Source organism: Spirosoma gilvum, from assembly GCF_054776815.1.
The window spans coordinates 379,032-396,360 of sequence record NZ_BAAHBH010000001.1 but is presented as its reverse complement, the minus strand read 5'-3'; the positions used below and the strand labels follow the sequence as shown (position 1 = coordinate 396,360).

Genomic DNA, 17,329 nt, shown 5'->3' with positions numbered 1-17,329 from the left:
CGGAGCAATCAGAATCGGAAACCGAGCGACACGTAAGGTAAGGTTGATTCGTCGGAAAAACCAACCGATGCCGTAACAGTTAGTAATTGAGCAGGACTCATATAAAGCCCGGCTCCATAGCCGTCGTGCCAGCGATGAGACGATTCGCCATTGAGCCACACGCGGCCCACATCGTTGAACGCCAATAGGCCCACACTAGCCGGAAATAGAAATGACCTAAAGCTGAAGAGTTTCAGCCGCGCTTCGATGTTATGGTAAATCATGTGATTACCCGCAAACCGGTACGTTCGGAATCCCCGCAGGTTGTCGTGCCCACCCAGGTATAACAACTGAAAAAACGCTGGACTACCATAGGTTAGTCCGCCACCGATTCGATTGGTAATCACAAAGCGGGCGGCTGGGCTAAAGCTGGTGTAAATGCTCAGATCCGTACGAAACTGGAGCAGGTTGTTGCTGTGCTCATCGAATCCCTGTAGCGCCAGCACCGTCGTATTCCAGTGAAGACCGCGTGAGGGCTGGACCGGGTTGTTTCGGTTGTTGATCAGCAATCCAGCCTGTAAACCTACGTAACTTTCCTGCCGTAGAAAACGCTCCTGCGGGGGCAGATCGGCCAGATACTTTTCTATAAAACGCCCGTTGTTATCATCCCTGTTCAGGCTGAAATGCTGAAAAACAGGACCAATCGACACCTCCATATGATTGCCCGTTTCGGGTTTTAGCAAAGCCGCGACGTTAATCAGATCATAACGGGTACGATAGTAGCGAATCGAACGGCTCTGATCATATATGGTTTCGTTGCCAGGACCGAAAAAGTTGGTTACATTGTCGGGCGCTTTTGAAAATGCACTGAGCCACAGATCATTTTTACTGATCAGGTCGGTGAAAATACCGTCGTACTTGATCGACATGGCTTCGGTAGCCAGCGAACGGGTAATCATCAGGCGGTTCATGGCCGCATAAGGTGCTTTCCGAAAGCCCTGTTTGATCCATTGTACACCTGCCCCCAAAATCAGGCCATCATCGGGGTTAAACCCAATAGTTGCCAATGGAGCCAGCCGATCGTACTTGAAGGCATGCGGGTCATACTGGTTAACTGCTTTGCTCGTTGAACGGCGATCAATAAAGCCGGACGCTTCAGGAAGCACGTTGGCCTCAGTCCGCATATCATATACCATGGGTTTTCCAGGTTGCCCCTCTACCGAGAACACATCGTCACCTTTACCCCCAATCAGCCGCACGCGAATGTGTGCGGGTTGGTTTCCAACTACCTCAAATCGGTCGTCACCTTTTCGACCAAATAGCCGGATTTCCTGCGTTTCGTGTCCATCAAATTCCCGACTGAACAATGGCGAATCGTCTACCCCTTTTCGGGTTATTTTGAATATGGAAACGGTCAGTCTATTATCGGGCTGGTGCTCAATACGAAACAATTCGTCCTTATCCGATCCGGGAATATCGACTGCTTTGGCTAAAAAGTGATAATAAGTCAATCCCTCTTTCAAGAGCCACTCCCGACGAGACTTAAGCGTTTCCAGTAGTTTCTGTCCGGTTTTTTTTCGGGACGCTTCCGGCAACTGACGAATGGCCTGTTCCAGCACCTCGTCCGTCAATGCATCGTGCAGTTTCTTAAGTTCCACTATCCAATCCTGTTCGGTCAGACCATGCAAGAACAGTCGGTCGAAATAGCGGCCGTTGAACATAAACCCGTTTACGTTCGGCAATTTAGTCGTGAATCCCTGAAATTTAGGCTGTATCCAGGGTAAGGAACCGATCGTTGGTAACAGTCCGTTTGCCCGGAAGAATACCTGGTCACGGTCGCGGGGGATGGGGTAATATAATCTCCCTTTGTCCTGTTTTCGACTTCCCCAACGCCACTGATCCTCGTGACGATCCCAATCGCCAATGAACAAATCGAGCATCCGCGCCCGCAGTACAGCCTTTTCATCGACTCGATTGTCGTTATCATTTTCTAACGCATCCAGCACTTTGGGCGTACTGATCGACTTGCTATCACCGGGGCTGCGTTCTTCAAATAAAAAGACACCATTCGCAAAATCGGCCTGATAAATGCCTAGCGCCGGATCGTCGGGAATATACACGACGCGAGGGTTGGCATGAGGAACACCAGCCGCTTTCGCCAGCGTGGGTACGGCTAAGGGGGCAAACGGGTAACCCGCCGATATTTCGTCCTGCAAGACATCTTTGGCAATGGTTTGTTGCAATATCCGTGGCAGTGCTTTAGCCGGGTCTTTCTGGATGCTTCGCAATACCCATTCGCGCCCGCTGGAGTCTTCTATTCGCAGCGATTTGGTTTGAAAACCTCCCCCCCGCTGTAAAATTTTGAACCCGCCCATCGTCCGCATAATGTCGAAAACGGGCAATGTAACGGTCGACGCCCATTCACTTCGGTAATTATTCCCCAACAGCCAGCGATGGACTCGCCCTACACTGTCGTATTCAGGCGCAATGGCCACTTGTACACTATCAGGCCAGTTTGGGCGCTGCCGGTTTGTCGTTACCGAATCAGCTACGGGAGGAACCGTAAAAATCGTTGCCGTATGCGCTTCGGTCGCCTTCGCCTGTTCATCGACCGTATAAAAAGTAGCGTTCAGCTTGCCATTGGCCAGTAAGTCCAGTACAACATAGCCCCACTCACTGCTGACAAACTGAGCCATTTTACCCTGTTTTACCCGTTCCCGGTTAATACCCGATCCACTTACGATATAGTTTCGCGACCCATCCACTATATGCTGTATGGCATGATCATGCCCGGCCACGAAGACCACGTTCGGCGCGGGGGCCATGGCACGTTCGAATGCCTTCACCATCAGTTGGTAGCTGGGATTGGGCAGGTCCTGAATATTACCAAATACCCCCCGGACCAATGGATAGATAGAGCCAATGACGGGCAATGGAATGTACAGACCCGAAGAGAATTCCGTTAACGGAAAAATATGCTGTTTCAGGGTATAATAGCCACCATGAATACCGTAGCTACGCATGGGATGGTGCGTTGCCAGAATAATTCCCTTGCCTTTGTTGCGGTAAGCAATATCCGACAAACGAGCCAATACTTCATCTTCGCTCTTACAGGCACAGTCCGATTCAACGCCCGGTTTTGCATAGGGGTGCAGCCACCACTGAGTATCCACAATCACCAATATCAGATTATTCCCTAAGGGTATTTCCTCCGGTCCGGAACAACCGCCCGCTGGCACCATCTGAATGTTGGGTACTTGTAGGCTATCAAGCCATTCCCCCTGCCGTTTGATACGTTCCCAACCATCCAGCCGCCCTTTCGACCAGTCATGATTGCCCGGAATAAAGAGCACCTTTCCAGCCTTACCAACTCCAGGCCGCGCTTGATACGCCAGTACAGCCGCCAGCGAATCGTAATCGGGACTACCTTTTTCGGGGAGGCCGTAGGTATACACATTATCGCCCAGGTAGACCAGGGTTGTACGGGTGTCATTCAGGTTGTAGCGGCTGGACACCGCATCCACAACAGGATTTTTACCGTGCCGCAACCGTCCGGCATCCCCGATCAGAATCACCCGCTGGCGGATCGAATCGCTGGCAACTGCAGAGGCTGTCGGCCCCTGTCCATACGAAAAAATATGACTAAAAAGGCATAGCAAACCAACCAGCCCATAACCTGCTTTTTGTACTCGTTTCATGGTTCCGGACTGTGGTTACGCCTTGTAATTAATGCCCACCCGAAGCGCTTTCAGGTTAAATACGCCCTGCATTGGCTCCAGATTAAGGAATTCGATCTCAGGTTTTAAATCGCCACTTGCCTGTAGGTGTTCAATTTGTGTGATATAGTCCCCAATTTCGGAGATGTGGCTGTAGACCAAAGCTATAGTGTCGGGCTGGGTCAGGCGCTGGCCATTTCCTTCGACCAGGGCTTTGTCGATCCGTTTTTTAACGACCTCATACCGGATGCTGTACGAGCCTTCTACATCAAACCGACGCTCGTCGTGCCGAAACCCAATATCGACGGGGTTCGCATGCGCCAGAATAAGCTGCGTCGTTTTCAGGGGTAAGGGCAATTCAGGCAGCAGTTTATGCGTCAGACGGGCGGTTTTCACCATCGACGACAACTGCCACTCGATCAGTTGCCGATGAATCGGCCGGGCAAAGGGTTTATCAGGGGCGATGGACTGCCCAATGTAGATCGTATACTCCGTGCCGTCGGTACGATACCGTTCAAAGTAGTGCGGGTAGATCGTTTGTAACTGCTTTTCCTCCTGATTGATGTATTCGTTTACCGTTGCATTCAGCTTGTCCATGGTCAGCTCATGCCGCTTCAGCGCCCGGTTGAACAAGCCGGTACCAGGATCAATCTGTGCAAAATAAGCCTCTAGTTCGGACAAAGGTGCGTGATGATCCTGCACAAGCTGACGGAGATACGGATTGATCGTATTGGCCAGAAACAGCCCAATCTCCTGCTCGTCCTCGGCGGCCATACTCTCTTTCAGTTTGATTTGACAGGCATAATTCTCAAGCCGAAGTTGCTCAGGCCGCTCCTGCTGTGGAGGAAAATTGGCGTGCATAAAAATGGACTCAACTGCCACCAATTGATCGATCAAATCCTGCCGAACGGCCTTGTGTCGCTCAACCGATGAGTTGCGAATATCCACTGCTCCATAGAGCGGATACACCTGCTCGAACCGTACGGGTGTCAGTTGTTCCGTCGAATCGCCCGAATGAATACGCCGTAGCTCTTCCCAGGCCTCTTTATAAAATCGCCACTCGACGGCAGGCTGTAACAACGTAAACTTGGTCCGAACCAGTTGTTCGATTTCGGCCTTAAACTGGTTCAGTTGATACCGAAGCAGTTCCTGCACCAGCGGCTTAATGCGTTCAATGGTTCTCAGTACGCTATCATCAAAGGCATCGGGCTGTGAACTGGCCATTTCCAGAATGCCAAACTCCTCGTTGGCCATCACGATCGGATACACCAGCAAACTCCGAATACCCCGCTCCTCCAACGCTTTAGCTTCCTTCTCGGGCAAACCACGCAGACCAGCAAATACATGTGGGGTAGGGTTATTCATCAATTTTGTCGCCAGCGCCTGCGTTTCCGGATTGTTGTACTCGTCCATTGGATTGACCGCATGCCGCATAAAAATGCTGCGCTTTTTCCCTTCCGGATGGTGTACAAAATGCCCGTTGATCTGTGGCATCGGCATCAGACTAATCTGCAAATCCGGCCGACCGCACAGATTCCGCATGGCCGTTTCGAACCGGCGGTAAATCATGGGTTCCGTATCCGACTGAAGATGCACAAACACATCTTCCAATTGCCGAATAGTTTCGGTTTCGGTGATGTCTTCGATCTGGAAAAAGGAAAAGCCTTCGAATGTAAACCGTTCCAATGGTAGGGCATCATCACCTTCCGGCAAAGGACCTACTCCATTGGCAAAATCGACCCAGGCTGATTTTAGGGGCGGCAACTCCCCTTCCATTCGCGGTTCGAAAAACGATGCATCGACCTCCATCCGATAATAACGCATCAGGCCATCCTGCTCCTTTTCAAAACGCATGGTTGGCCCACAGGTCTCAGTGGTTGCGATACCATAACACCGGTCCAGAATCAGCTGATAGAGGTAAAATTTCTTTTTCTCCCACTGGATTTGATCAGGTCCTTTTTGCAGAAACTCAGGTACCTGCTGGATCAAGGTTTTAAAAGCCGAAGAATAATGATAAAATGTCAGAGGAAGAGGCAGCCCAAACGCAAAGGGAATTGGCCGAGTCTGCGAAAGCGGGAGCATGGCTATACTCACCAACTGAAATAGCTCGGTTACCTGCGTCTCGCTCAGGCGAAGCTCTGGAGAATCGGTCAGCGCATCCATCGACGTAAACCTGTCGATCAGATACCCATATAGCCGGGACAACTCGGTAGCGGAGGAAAATTTTTGTTGCTGAGCTTTCAGAAAGGCCACAAACGGCCGAAATGAAAGCCGAAAATCAACCGGCAGATCAACAACCGGCGGTACAGTAAAAAGTGCTTCCATAGAGGATGTATGGTTACGAACCAGTCGGCTAAACGCATCAGAATGGTTCGGTTAATTGACTGAATTGTCGTTAAACACGGCGGGCAATCGCTGGCCTACGTTCGATTACATATACACCTAAGGCAGGCATCGGGATGTTTTTATCAGAGAAGAACTTCGTACTCTGACGGTACGTGCAACAGTATTCAACAGCGGATAGTCATAGAAACTGGTGTATTAACTAGTAAAAATCAGACGCTTTCAAATGTGAATAAATAGTTGGTAATCATATCGACAACCATGTCTTTGTGCCGGTTGGCAAATACATCAAAATCAGCCTCACTCATGTGCCAAAGTCGCATTTGCATGGCCTTACTGACAAACAGGAACTGAATATTGGCAACGATCATCACCATCAGGTGCATCGCTTCAATAGGTCGTATATTACCCATGGCAACTTCCCGCTGAAGCTGCTCATCAAAAACGGATTGCTGAAATTGCTTCCTGGCCTCCACGGCATTCGCCATACGTTCGGGATTCCGATGAATCTCGTTCATGACGAATATGGAAAGGCTCGGGTTGCTCTTCATCAGTTGAAAATCATGCTCAACCAGTTCAGCTATTTTCTCGCGCAACCCAATCGGTTTGTTCAGGATGCAGATCATCCCTCCAAATAACAACTGGATCAGCTCATCGAAAATGCTGATAAACAACTTTTCCTTGCTCCGGAAATAGTAATTGGTCAGGGCGATGTTGATCCCAGCTGCATCTGCAATATCGCGCGAGGTAGTGCCGTCAAATCCTTTCTCCAGAAAGACCCGGCGGGCTGCTTCCCGAATTCGCTCTTCCGTACTTTTTGAGGGACTACAGTGCATAAACGTAATGGTTAAGCGATCAATCTACAGGTTTAGGCAGCGCTTTAACGCTTGTTTTAAACAAACGTTTAAATTTTCGGGAAAGGTTCATTTACGAGTTCTGATAATGGATTGGTGGTCGATTTTACCCGTTGAGCGGCCTATTGAACGCCCGATAAATTATTCCTACAGCTTATTTGTAGCCAATCAGTATAAACTCCCCGGTACACTGTCAGGGTATTCCGGCAAAGCATAACCCACGAAAAGCTGTATCTTTGCAGTTGATTGATTGACTATGAACGCCACGTTTGCAAACGACATTTTTCGCCAGAGTATTCAGGACTATCACCTGACCGATCAGGTCGATACGCCTATCAATAACCCTTATTCATCCAACGGCGTCGCCTATCTTCTTTATCAGAAAAACTGGATCGATACGGTCCAATGGCACCTGGAAGATATTATCCGCAGTCCAACGATAAGTCCCAGCGAGCTAGTAGCGGTCAAACGCCGGATCGATCAGTCGAATCAGGATCGCACCGATACAGTGGAGTTAATTGACAGTTGGTTTTCAGACCTTTTTGCCGGAGCCACACCCAAACCGACGGCGCGTATGAATTCCGAAACGCCAGCCTGGCTCCTCGACCGCATGTCGATTCTACAGTTGAAGCTGTATCACTTCCGCGAACAGGTCGACCGCCCGGACGTATCGGACGAACACCGCCAGAAAGCCCAGCAAAAACTGGTCGTCCTGCTTGAACAGGAAGCCGATCTGGCTCGCTGTTTCGATGAATTGGTGGAGGACATTCAGAATGGAGATCGGTACATGAAGGTTTATCGGCAAATGAAAATGTACAACGACCCAACGCTGAATCCCATTCTTTACGGACAGTCGTAGGTTATGTATGATATAGGATGTAGGATGTATGCCTTTTCCTACTACATCATACACCCTACATCTTATAGCATACAGTGAAAAAGAGTCTTCTTCTGCTTCGATTTTCGGCGATGGGTGACGTGGCCTTGCTGGCTCCTGTCCTACAGGCGTTCACATTACGCTACCCGAATGTTGACATCACCCTGGTGACCAGGCAAAAATTTGCTGTTTTTTTTGCTCAGTTCCCAAATGTACGTGTAGTTGGCGCCGATTTCGAGGGGCGACATAAAGGGCTAAAGGGGCTCGTTCAGCTATTCAATGAACTCCGTGCACTTGGGCCGTTTGACGTTCTTGTCGATGTGCATCAGAATTTGCGTTCTGGTGTACTGAAAAGTCTTTTTCGGGTTGTAGGCACCCCATCGGTGACGATTGATAAAGGTCGGGCAGCGAAAAAAGAACTGACTCGAAAAGAGGCTAAAATACGACGTCGATTACCGCATACGGTTGAACGCTATGCACAGGTTTTCGATAAGGCGGGATTCACTCTACAACCGGCTCAACCGTTTCAATTTCAACCAATCGCATCTGCCAACGAAGAGCTAACCGCTTTTTTATCTCAACAGTCGATTCCTGCTGGCACCCGCTGGTTGGGAATTGCCCCCTTTGCCCAACACGAGCAAAAAATGTGGCCATTCGAACGGGTAGCCCCTTTACTTGGCCAATTATATACCAGTACACCGATTACCATTTTTCTATTCGGTGGTGGCTCGCAGGAGATTACTCAACTGAATACGGTACAGCAGCAGTTTCCACAGGCCGTTCTGGTGGCGGGTAAACTCAGCTTAGCGGCTGAACTGCTGCTCATCCAGCGGTTGAACGGAATGCTATGTATGGATTCGGGGAATATGCATCTGGCGGCATTAAGTGGTGTGCCTGTCCTGTCGATTTGGGGGGCTACCCATCCCGATGCAGGTTTTGGCCCCTGGGGCCAGGGCAATGAAGCCATTTTACAAGTCTCTACCGATGTGCTTACCTGTCGTCCGTGTTCTGTTTTTGGCAATAAACCCTGTTGGCGTGGCGATTTAGCCTGCTTACAAATGATTACCGTAGAGGCTGTCGCTGATCGAGTACAGCAGATGCTTCGCTTAAGCGTTTAATGAAGTCTCAGTTTTTAATTAATCAATATCATTAAAGGAGCTTCTCGTGTAAAATTTGTAGAATCAAATCCTGCCCGGATTTTAGTTCGTCAAATTTGGCCCTTAAATCATCAAATTGATGCTGAGTAGTTACGGTAAGATTAGCTACAGCACGGGCGGTACTCTCACCAGATATTTTAACGCTCTCTACTTTTTCATCGAGCCGATTTACCGTTTGTTTTATTTCGCTTACTTCTCCATCAAGCCGAGTAACGGTTTGTTTTATTGACCCCACTTCTCTATCAAGACGGGTAACAGTCTGTTTTATTTCACCCACTTCCCCATCAAGGCGGGTGACAGTTTCATCAAGCCGAGTAACGGTTTGTTTTATTTCGCCTACCTCTCCGTCAAGACGAGTAACGGTTTGTTTTATTGACCCCACTTCTCCATCGAGCCGATTAACCGTTTGTTTTATTTCGCCCACTTCTCCCCCTAGTCGATTGACAGTTTGCTGAACTTCATTAACCGTCACTTTGGTGTCAGTGAGTTCAGCTTGGGTGTCAACCACTACCTCGATGATTTTCCCATTCGACTCGATTAATCGGTCAACTTTTTGAATTACTTCAGCCAATTCAGGCTCAATTTGGTTAAGGCGCTTCTCAGGGGTCATATGGATGAATGGCAGATTGATATTGGAGCATACTATGATACTCACACCCCAAATATAAGCAATTTTATTACATTCGTTTACTAAACAACGACTAATACCCTTCTTCAGAGTCCTCTCACTCAAAAATTTTTCTTTATCCGCAGTTCTTTTACCTCAAAATCGAACGAGAGATTGTTCATGCACTTGAAGTGCTTCATGGGGCAATTGCCTGACCCGCCCGTTGTGCAGGGGCGACACCCCAGGCCGAGGGTTTCGAGCCGGACGTGAGGAGTTTTGTAGGGATAAAACCCAAATTGAGGAGTCGTGCTGCCCCAGATCGAATATACTTTTTTACGGTACGCAGCGGCTATGTGCATTAGCCCCGTATCATGGCTGAATACAACTCGCGCCCGCTGAATAAGCGATGCCGACTGGTTCAGGTTGTAATGGCCACAAGCGTTATAAATCTGCCGTTCACCAATAGCTTTGACAATTTGCTCACCGATTTTACGATCGGCTTTATCGCCAAGCAGAACGATAGGATAGTTGATTTTCAGGCACAACTCAATCATCCGTAGTACCGGAAGTCGACAGGTTGGGCTCTGTCCGCCGATAGCGTAGGCCACAAAATCGTGCTGGTGCGTTTCAGGGAGCCAGTTAAGTTCAACCTCATCCTTGTAGGGGATAAAGTAGTCCAACCCCCGACCATCATTCTCAACACCCAGTGGTTGAATGGTTGCCATAAACCGATCGACGATGTGCTGCTCGGTCATAGCATTGATCTTCCACCGAACATATAACCACTGCCGAAACGTCTGCTTTTCAACGCTGTAGGAACGGCAACCAACAGCCGCTTTGATGAGGCTGGTTACGAATGTGTTCTGAAGGTCAATGATATAATCGAATTGCTCCGTCCGAAGCTCACGAATCAGCGCGTACAGATTGCCATCAAGGTAGTGTTGGCCGGTAAGATATGGGTTATAATCGATGATAGACTGATAGGCCAGTTTAGTACAATAGTGCAGTTCAGTAGTAGGAAGCTGCCGCTTCAGGCAACGCAAAACTGGGCTCGTCAACACAACATCGCCGATCGAGGAAAACTGCAAAATCAATATTTTAATCGGGCGAGTCATGCTACCATCATTTCTACAAAAATATCTGATTTATACTAAGTCACAAAACCGCTTACTAAGTCAAATGTTGAATTAAAATTGCCACCAGCGCGGCTGATTAGGGGTTCTGTATAAACTATTCTGACAAACTACACAGTTCGATGGAATAGGAATATTGACCGGAGGATCGGCATCGGGGGGGCCTTGTCCATTGCTTCTGTCAACATTGATATACTGCTCTGAAAGCCCGGTTGCACCAAAATAGCCATATACTGTGGCTGCCGGGTCGCTTACACAACGCAGGTTACCGGGAGCCGACGCAGGAGCCGCATCAAACAAGCCGCCTGTATTATTCACTAATCCACGAACACTCTTCCAGAAATCATAGGCTCCTTTGCTTAACGACTGTTGCTGTATCTCCAGGTAATACTTACTTTTTGATTTGTACGGCACCCGCATAATAAACTGCCGACTGATGGACTGCCCATTAATATTGGCATCTGACGTAACATTGATACAATTATAGCACCGGTTAATATCCCAGCAATTTGAGCAGCAACCCAGCCCCGTTAGGGTATTCGTATTGGGCACTTCTCGCTTAAAACAGACGGCCGTGAATTCATAGTTTGCCCAGTCCCAGCGGTAAAAGTTGCCCGACGCTTCTGGATCTTTCGTATCCAGATACACATTCCATCCCTGTCGTTTGGCCAAACTGGAGCTTCCAGGCTCAACCGTATACTCGTAATATACTTTCTGAATAGGTGGGGCGGCCACTAACACTTCGGGATCAGATTCGTATTTTTTTCCTGCTTTCGTTTGAATGGTGAGCTTATAACTACGCCCTGCTACCCCCTTAATACCAGTTGCTGAGGTCATATAAATTCCGCCCGAAGCCTGTTCTTTCAGAACTTCCTGATTACCCTGATTATCCGAAATAGTTACCGTAGCTCCCGTTTCGAGTAAATTCAAACTTTTATATGAATAGTCGGCCGTTCGGGTCAACTTAACCATATAGGGTCCCGGCTGATCGGTAATCTGCCCTTCCACAACAAGCGAAACAGGAATACTGACCGCATCGGGCTGGAACTCGGTTACGCACGAAGCGACGAATATAAGCCAAAAGAAAGAGCGAAAGAGTGAAAGAGTGAAAGAGCGAATGTCATCCGGCAGGCCTTTCACTCGCTTACTCATTCGCTCCGGTCGGCGTACCGATTTCAATCTTTGAATATATCGTTTCATTAGAATTTAAAATTGTAGGTCAAAGATGGAAAGGCCGTACCAAAAATGGATAGCTTGTAAGCATCACTTGCCGAAGCCGGGCTTAACTTATAAAAAATGGAGTAAGCGTTTTTGTGAGCATACACATTGTAAACCGAGAACACCCAGCTACTCTGATTCCGCTTTTTCTTTTCCGGATTCGGCTCAAACGTCATCGAGAAATCCAGCCGGTGGTAATCGGGTACACGCTGTTGATTTCGATCCAGATAGATTGGCACCTGTGCACCACCCACCCGAGCAATAGCGGCTGGCTGCGTAGTCGGTCGGCCCGTACTGTAGGTAAAATTGAGCGACATACTGAACCAGGTTGTGGGGCGATGGGTAGCCAGAATATTGATCGTATGGGGTTTGTCGTAATTGGCAGGATAGGGATTGCCGTTATTGACCCGCTCGCTGGCAAACTGGCTATTCATGGTCAGAAATGTACGGGCAAAGGTGTAACTCACAAAACCTGTCCAGCGCCCTTTATTTTTCCGCATCAATCCCTCCAATCCATATGCCTGGCCGCTGCCCTGCACAATCTGCGTTTCGACAACCGGCGCCAGTTGAAGTTCGGCACCATCGCGATAATCAATAGCATTGGTCAGCGTTTTGTAATATACCTCGCCCGACACTTCGAAAGCATTGTCGGGCGTATTTCGGAAATAGCCTAGCGACCATTGATCGGCAATGACAGGCTTGGTATAAAGATCGCTCAAATGCCAGCGCGAGGTGGGCAGGGCCGCTGTGGTATTGGTCACCTGCTGAATATACTGCCGCAACCGACTATATCCTACTTTAACAGACTTGCCCTCTCCTACCGACCACCGCAATGCCAGCCGGGGTTCGAGCCCACCCATTGTATTGTAAATTTTACCGGCATCATACGTCTTTGTCGACGTCACGGTTTCGTCCTGGCGCGGGCCATTTTCCTGATACGTTCGTACCGTAGCCGGTCCCCTATTCAGCAGGGCCGAATAGCGTAGCCCGGCAATGAGCGATACATCAGGATTCACTTTCCACTCGTCCTGAATATACGCGGCCAGTTCATACGCCTGCTCGCGAGCAATATCTATTGGCAGTATATTGGAGTGCGGCCCAGGAATACGGGTATTCGGCTGAATGGAGTAGTCGATGGCGCTAATCCCGGCCTGCCATTGATGCGTTTCATTGGGCGTATAGGTCAGATCCGACTTGAGTTGCCGGTGCCAAACCCCCGATTTCAGGTTGAACGCATTGGCCGAATCCGGCGCGGACAGATCGGCCTGATAGCGGCTCAAAATAACCGATGTGGCCAGATTCAACTGCTTGCTCATAAAGTAGTTCCAGCGAACCGATCCAGTCAATGTCTGGTAATTGAACTTTGTCGAGGAAGCATTGATTTCCTGACCCGACAACGAATCGGACGCCAGTTTGAATACATCGGTACTGACATAGCCCGTAAACGTAATCGTATTCTTTTCGCTGGGCTGGTATTTGAGCTTTGTCGTTATATCGTAAAAATTGGCCGTGGTACCGCGCAGATTGGGTGGAGCCAGCTTAAACAGAAAGTCGTTGAACGAAGCCCGTACGGCTGCCAAAAACGACAGCTTATTTTTGACAATGGGTCCCTCTACCCCCAATCGACTCGAAATCAGGCCAATCCCCCCGTTAATTCCCCATTTTTGGGCATCGGGTTCTTTGATTTTCACATCCAGCACCGACGATGCGCGTCCGCCATAAGCAGCCGCTACCCCGCCCCGATTCAGGGTCACGTCGCGTACCACGTCGGGATTAAACACCGAAAAGAATCCCATCAGGTGCCCTGAATTGAAAACCGGCGCATCATCGAACAGAATCAGATTCTGATCGGTACTTCCCCCCCGAACGTTGAAACCGGGAGCCCCTTCGCCCACTGTCGTTACGCCCGGCAGCAACAGCAGACTCCGCACCACATCGACCTCACCCATCAGTGGTGGAATCCGCCGTATGCTTCGAATGGTCAGTTGCGAAACCCCCATTTCTACCTTGCGCACGTTTCGGTCGGGGGCTTCGCTGGTAACGACGACTTCCTCCAGGTCTTTGGAATCGTCTTCCATCGTCACTTCACGAAAGAGTGTATTGTTCAGCGCAATCGTATCCTGGCGAGTTCGGTAGCCTACATGCGAAAACCGCAGCACATACTTACCGGGAGGCAGTTGCACCGTATAGAACCCATCTTTGGCCGTTACATAACCTTTCGATACATTCAGCACGACAATGTTTACGCCCTGAATGGGTTTACCAGTTTTGGCATCCTTCACATAACCTGTAGCCGAAAAGGTAGCTGAAGCGGTATTGGCGTTCGGCTTTTGCTGGGCAAAAGCTCCGTTGAGTACACAATTAAAAACTAACAGTACAAGTAATAACCGCATAGAGCCGGGTTTAGAATGCGCAGGAAGTTCGGAAACAGGATTAAATAGGTAATTATGAATGAAACCTCGTAGATATAAGGTGCTAATTCGCTGAATTTACCCTATTTAGGCTCCCATTAACTGATAATTAATCTCCTACCCACCTCTGTATTTCTCCTACTTACGCATCCGCTCCCGACGTTGTTGCAGATAATCGGTCATTGCCTGGAGGGTCAGCGCATTAAAGGTCATCGCCTTTGTCAACCCTCCTTTTCGACCAACGGCCACGCCATAATGCATATCCAGGAGACCGGCCAGGTCATGTGCGTCGGGGTTGATACTTAACATAACGCCCTGTTGCATGGCGTAGTCGATCCAGCGCCAGTCGATGTCGAGTCTGTAGGGGCTGGCGTTGATTTCAATAACAACATTATGCTCCGCACAAGCATCGATAATGGCACGGTGGTCGATGGGATACCCTTCGCGGGCAAGCAGCAGACGGCCCGTCGGATGACCTAGAATCGTTGTGTATGGATTTTCAATGGCCTTCAGCAGTCGGGCGGTGGCTTTTTCGAGCGACATGGTCAGGGTCTGGTGCACCGAAGCGACGACATAGTCGAATGTGGCCAGGGTAGCGTCATCGTAATCCAGTGATCCATCGCCCAAAATATCGGATTCGATGCCTTTGAAGATGCGGAAATCAGGACCAAAATCGGCATTTAATTGGTCAATTTCAGCCTGTTGTTGGCGAACCCGATCCATATCAAGGCCATTGGCATATGAAGCGGTTTTGGAATGGTCAGCGATCCCAAAATAGGTCAAACCCAGTTTGCGACAGTACGCGACCATATCGGCTACCGACTGCTTTCCATCAGACCAGGTACTGTGATTATGAAGGGTTCCGCGCAGATCATCCCAAGTTACCAGTTCATCGGCCTGATGTCTGCTGGCCCAGCGAAAGGCAAACCCATCCTCCCGCATTTCAGGGACGATATACGGCAATCCGGCACGGGCGTAAATGGCTTGTTCGATCTCCTCTGTTCCCCCCGTTGCCACTTCCGACAATACGCTGGTATAGGCTACCTGCAACAGCGACGCCCCTCCTATTCCGACCTGCTGCAAATGCGACTCAGTTGCCGTTTGAATAAACAACTGTCGGTTCATCTGCTCAGCCGGGTACAGCCATAGCTCAACCTGTACGTCAAAACCATCTAGCTTGCCCCGCCAGACAAACGGCGACGATTCCTGCTCATTCTGTTCCAGATTAGGGATGCTTTTTAGCGTCAGCATGGCCGTAAGCGGGTCATTGGTTTGCACAAGCAGTTGGATGGCATCCACTTCCTGCGCTTTCCGGCGTACCTGACCGCTGATTTCTACCCGCTCAAAATGATTCGATAGCTGGTCGTGTACTAGTTTGGCAATCAGGGCTGCTTTGTCCATGCGAACCTTTCCCTGCTGCTCCTGTAAGAACTCTAGAGCCGCCAGAATTTTCTCCTGTGTGCTAGCTCCGAACCCTTTGATTTTGGCAATCTCGCCGTTCTCGCCCGCTCGTTGTAGGTCGCGGAGGTTGTCGATCCCTAACTCCCGCCAGAGTGTTCGTACTTTTTTTACCCCCAGCCCCTTGATCCGAAACATATCCAGCACCCCTGCCGGTGTTTGCGCCAGCAATTCATCCAACTCGGTCAGCCGCCCCGTTTCGGCAATTTCCCGGATTTTCTGAGCAACCGATTTGCCAACACCCTGCAATTTGACCAGTTCTTCAACGGGTAAATTGGCCAGGTCGGCGGTGGACTTATCAAGATTGAACGCGGCTGTCTGATACGACCGGGTTTTAAAGGCATCACGGTCATGGAGTTCCATCAACCGGCCCGTCAGTTCGAGCAGATCAACGATTTCGGAATTAGTCATACAAAAAGGGCAATTTACTCCGCAAGTTAGGCAATCGGTCAGATTTCAGCAGCGCTTCGATCTCGGCTAATCTACCTTTACCACATCAAAACCAATCAACTGATTCAACCTTAAGCCACTACAAATCATGGAATCGACTCAACCGAACGCCGAATATGATCCTTACCTCTGGAAACAAGCCAAAGCCCGCGCTGGTTTTCAGATGCACCTCCGCTCGTACTTAATCATCAATGCCGGTTTATGGAGTATCTGGATCTTCAGCAGCTTTGCCATCCATTCGTTTACGCGCTTTGGCTATTTATTTCCCTGGCCAATTTTCCCGATGCTAGGCTGGGGCATTGGGCTGGTGTCTCACTATTTTCACGTGTACCATGGTGGCAGTGAGCGCTCAATGATTGAAAAGGAATACCAGAAACTGGTACGGCAGCAAGGGTATTAGCCAGTACTAGGTCATGTATAAGTGAGGGCAGGTTTAAGAACCTGCCCCGTGAGGTTTCTCAAAACCGAACGAATCGTATAATTCGGTTTTGAGAAACCTCACAGAAGTCAGATTTAAGAACCTGACTCCACTTTATTATAGGAATCGTGTATGTTGCTCATTTATTAATCACCAGATCGTACTTTTTCAGGAGGCCGGGCAGGTTCTGCAAGGAAAATCGGGCCTTTTTCAGTTTGTTTTCTTCGGGATTGATAATCAGATGGTATGAACTGGAAAAATCGGCCTGTGTTAAGTCGTTTCCGTCAAACTTGGTCAACTCCAGATTACAGTTTGTAAAACTCGTTCCAACCAGTTCACAATTCAGGAAAAAGGCTTCGCGTATCGAACAGTCGATAAACGAAGCCTTTTTCAGCTTCCGGTTCAGGAACGTGGTGTAATCGAGCTGACATCCCTGAAAATTGACATGGAAACCGAATGGGTCGCAATGTCCGAAGTCGACATGGGGAAGCTGGCAATGTATAAACCGAACCTCGTACAGCTTTGTATTTTTCAACTGGGCCCGCGTCAGGTTGCAGTTTTCAAACCGACAATCGACAAAGCTGGCACTATTGAGTACAGCTTGGGTTAAATCCAGTTTTTTGAATGTACACTGTTCAAACTCATGCCCCGACCACCGATCAATGTCAATCGTCAGCGGCTCAAAAATCTGATCGTAATATTCCATTA

General features: G+C 49.1%; 12 protein-coding genes. 3 read left to right on the top strand and 9 right to left on the bottom strand.

All coding sequences use genetic code 11. The features are described from left to right. Positions 1 to 8 precede the first annotated feature (8 nt). The 3 genes from ACYVFD_RS01515 to ACYVFD_RS01505 all read right to left on the bottom strand — a co-directional run bounded on the left by ACYVFD_RS01515 (position 9) and on the right by ACYVFD_RS01505 (position 6,874). Complete coding sequence (locus ACYVFD_RS01515; protein ID WP_461087822.1) at positions 9 to 3,677, bottom strand: BamA/TamA family outer membrane protein; 3,669 nt, start codon at positions 3,675 to 3,677, stop codon at positions 9 to 11. 15 nt (positions 3,678 to 3,692) lie between these two features. Further along, a complete protein-coding gene (locus ACYVFD_RS01510; protein WP_461087820.1) occupies positions 3,693 to 6,020 on the bottom strand; it encodes a hypothetical protein in 2,328 nt (775 codons plus the stop codon). 230 nt (positions 6,021 to 6,250) lie between these two features. Continuing rightward, positions 6,251 to 6,874, bottom strand: coding sequence for a TetR/AcrR family transcriptional regulator (locus ACYVFD_RS01505; RefSeq protein WP_461087818.1), 624 nt, complete (start codon positions 6,872 to 6,874; stop codon positions 6,251 to 6,253). A 274-nt stretch (positions 6,875 to 7,148) separates the two neighbouring features. Between ACYVFD_RS01505 and ACYVFD_RS01500 the strand changes: the two genes are divergently transcribed. Together ACYVFD_RS01500 and ACYVFD_RS01495 are read left to right on the top strand one after the other, a co-directional pair. After that, a complete protein-coding gene (locus tag ACYVFD_RS01500) occupies positions 7,149 to 7,751 on the top strand; it encodes a DUF4254 domain-containing protein (RefSeq protein WP_461087816.1) in 603 nt (200 codons plus the stop codon). A gap of 74 nt (positions 7,752 to 7,825) precedes the next feature. Next, positions 7,826 to 8,887 carry a glycosyltransferase family 9 protein gene (locus ACYVFD_RS01495; RefSeq protein ID WP_461087814.1) on the top strand — a complete coding sequence of 354 codons (1,062 nt, stop codon included), beginning with the start codon at positions 7,826 to 7,828 and terminating at the stop codon, positions 8,885 to 8,887. Positions 8,888 to 8,918: 31 nt separating this feature from the next. On the opposite strand, the gene ACYVFD_RS01490 is transcribed toward ACYVFD_RS01495, so the two are convergent. The 5 genes from ACYVFD_RS01490 to ACYVFD_RS01470 all read right to left on the bottom strand — a co-directional run bounded on the left by ACYVFD_RS01490 (position 8,919) and on the right by ACYVFD_RS01470 (position 16,164). After that, positions 8,919 to 9,536, bottom strand: coding sequence for a hypothetical protein (locus ACYVFD_RS01490; RefSeq protein ID WP_461087812.1), 618 nt, complete (start codon positions 9,534 to 9,536; stop codon positions 8,919 to 8,921). A 119-nt stretch (positions 9,537 to 9,655) separates the two neighbouring features. After that, the gene (locus ACYVFD_RS01485; protein WP_461087810.1) at positions 9,656 to 10,648 is read right to left on the bottom strand and encodes a glycosyltransferase family 9 protein; all 993 of its coding nucleotides are present in this window, start codon (positions 10,646 to 10,648) and stop codon (positions 9,656 to 9,658) included. 72 nt (positions 10,649 to 10,720) lie between these two features. Beyond that, on the bottom strand, positions 10,721 to 11,866 hold the full coding sequence (locus tag ACYVFD_RS01480) for a DUF4249 domain-containing protein (protein ID WP_461087808.1): 1,146 nt from the start codon (positions 11,864 to 11,866) through the stop codon (positions 10,721 to 10,723). After that, on the bottom strand, positions 11,866 to 14,277 hold the full coding sequence (locus ACYVFD_RS01475) for a TonB-dependent receptor (protein WP_461087807.1): 2,412 nt from the start codon (positions 14,275 to 14,277) through the stop codon (positions 11,866 to 11,868). The genes ACYVFD_RS01480 and ACYVFD_RS01475 overlap by 1 nt, the downstream gene beginning before the upstream one ends. Positions 14,278 to 14,433: 156 nt before the next feature. Continuing rightward, complete coding sequence (locus ACYVFD_RS01470) at positions 14,434 to 16,164, bottom strand: helix-hairpin-helix domain-containing protein (protein ID WP_461087805.1); 1,731 nt, start codon at positions 16,162 to 16,164, stop codon at positions 14,434 to 14,436. Positions 16,165 to 16,291: 127 nt separating this feature from the next. Here ACYVFD_RS01470 and ACYVFD_RS01465 point away from each other — a divergent pair, with 127 nt between their 5' ends. Beyond that, a complete protein-coding gene (locus ACYVFD_RS01465; protein WP_461087803.1) occupies positions 16,292 to 16,603 on the top strand; it encodes a 2TM domain-containing protein in 312 nt (103 codons plus the stop codon). 157 nt (positions 16,604 to 16,760) lie between these two features. On the opposite strand, the gene ACYVFD_RS01460 is transcribed toward ACYVFD_RS01465, so the two are convergent. After that, complete coding sequence (locus tag ACYVFD_RS01460) at positions 16,761 to 17,327, bottom strand: pentapeptide repeat-containing protein (protein ID WP_461087801.1); 567 nt, start codon at positions 17,325 to 17,327, stop codon at positions 16,761 to 16,763. Positions 17,328 to 17,329: the final 2 nt, after the last annotated feature.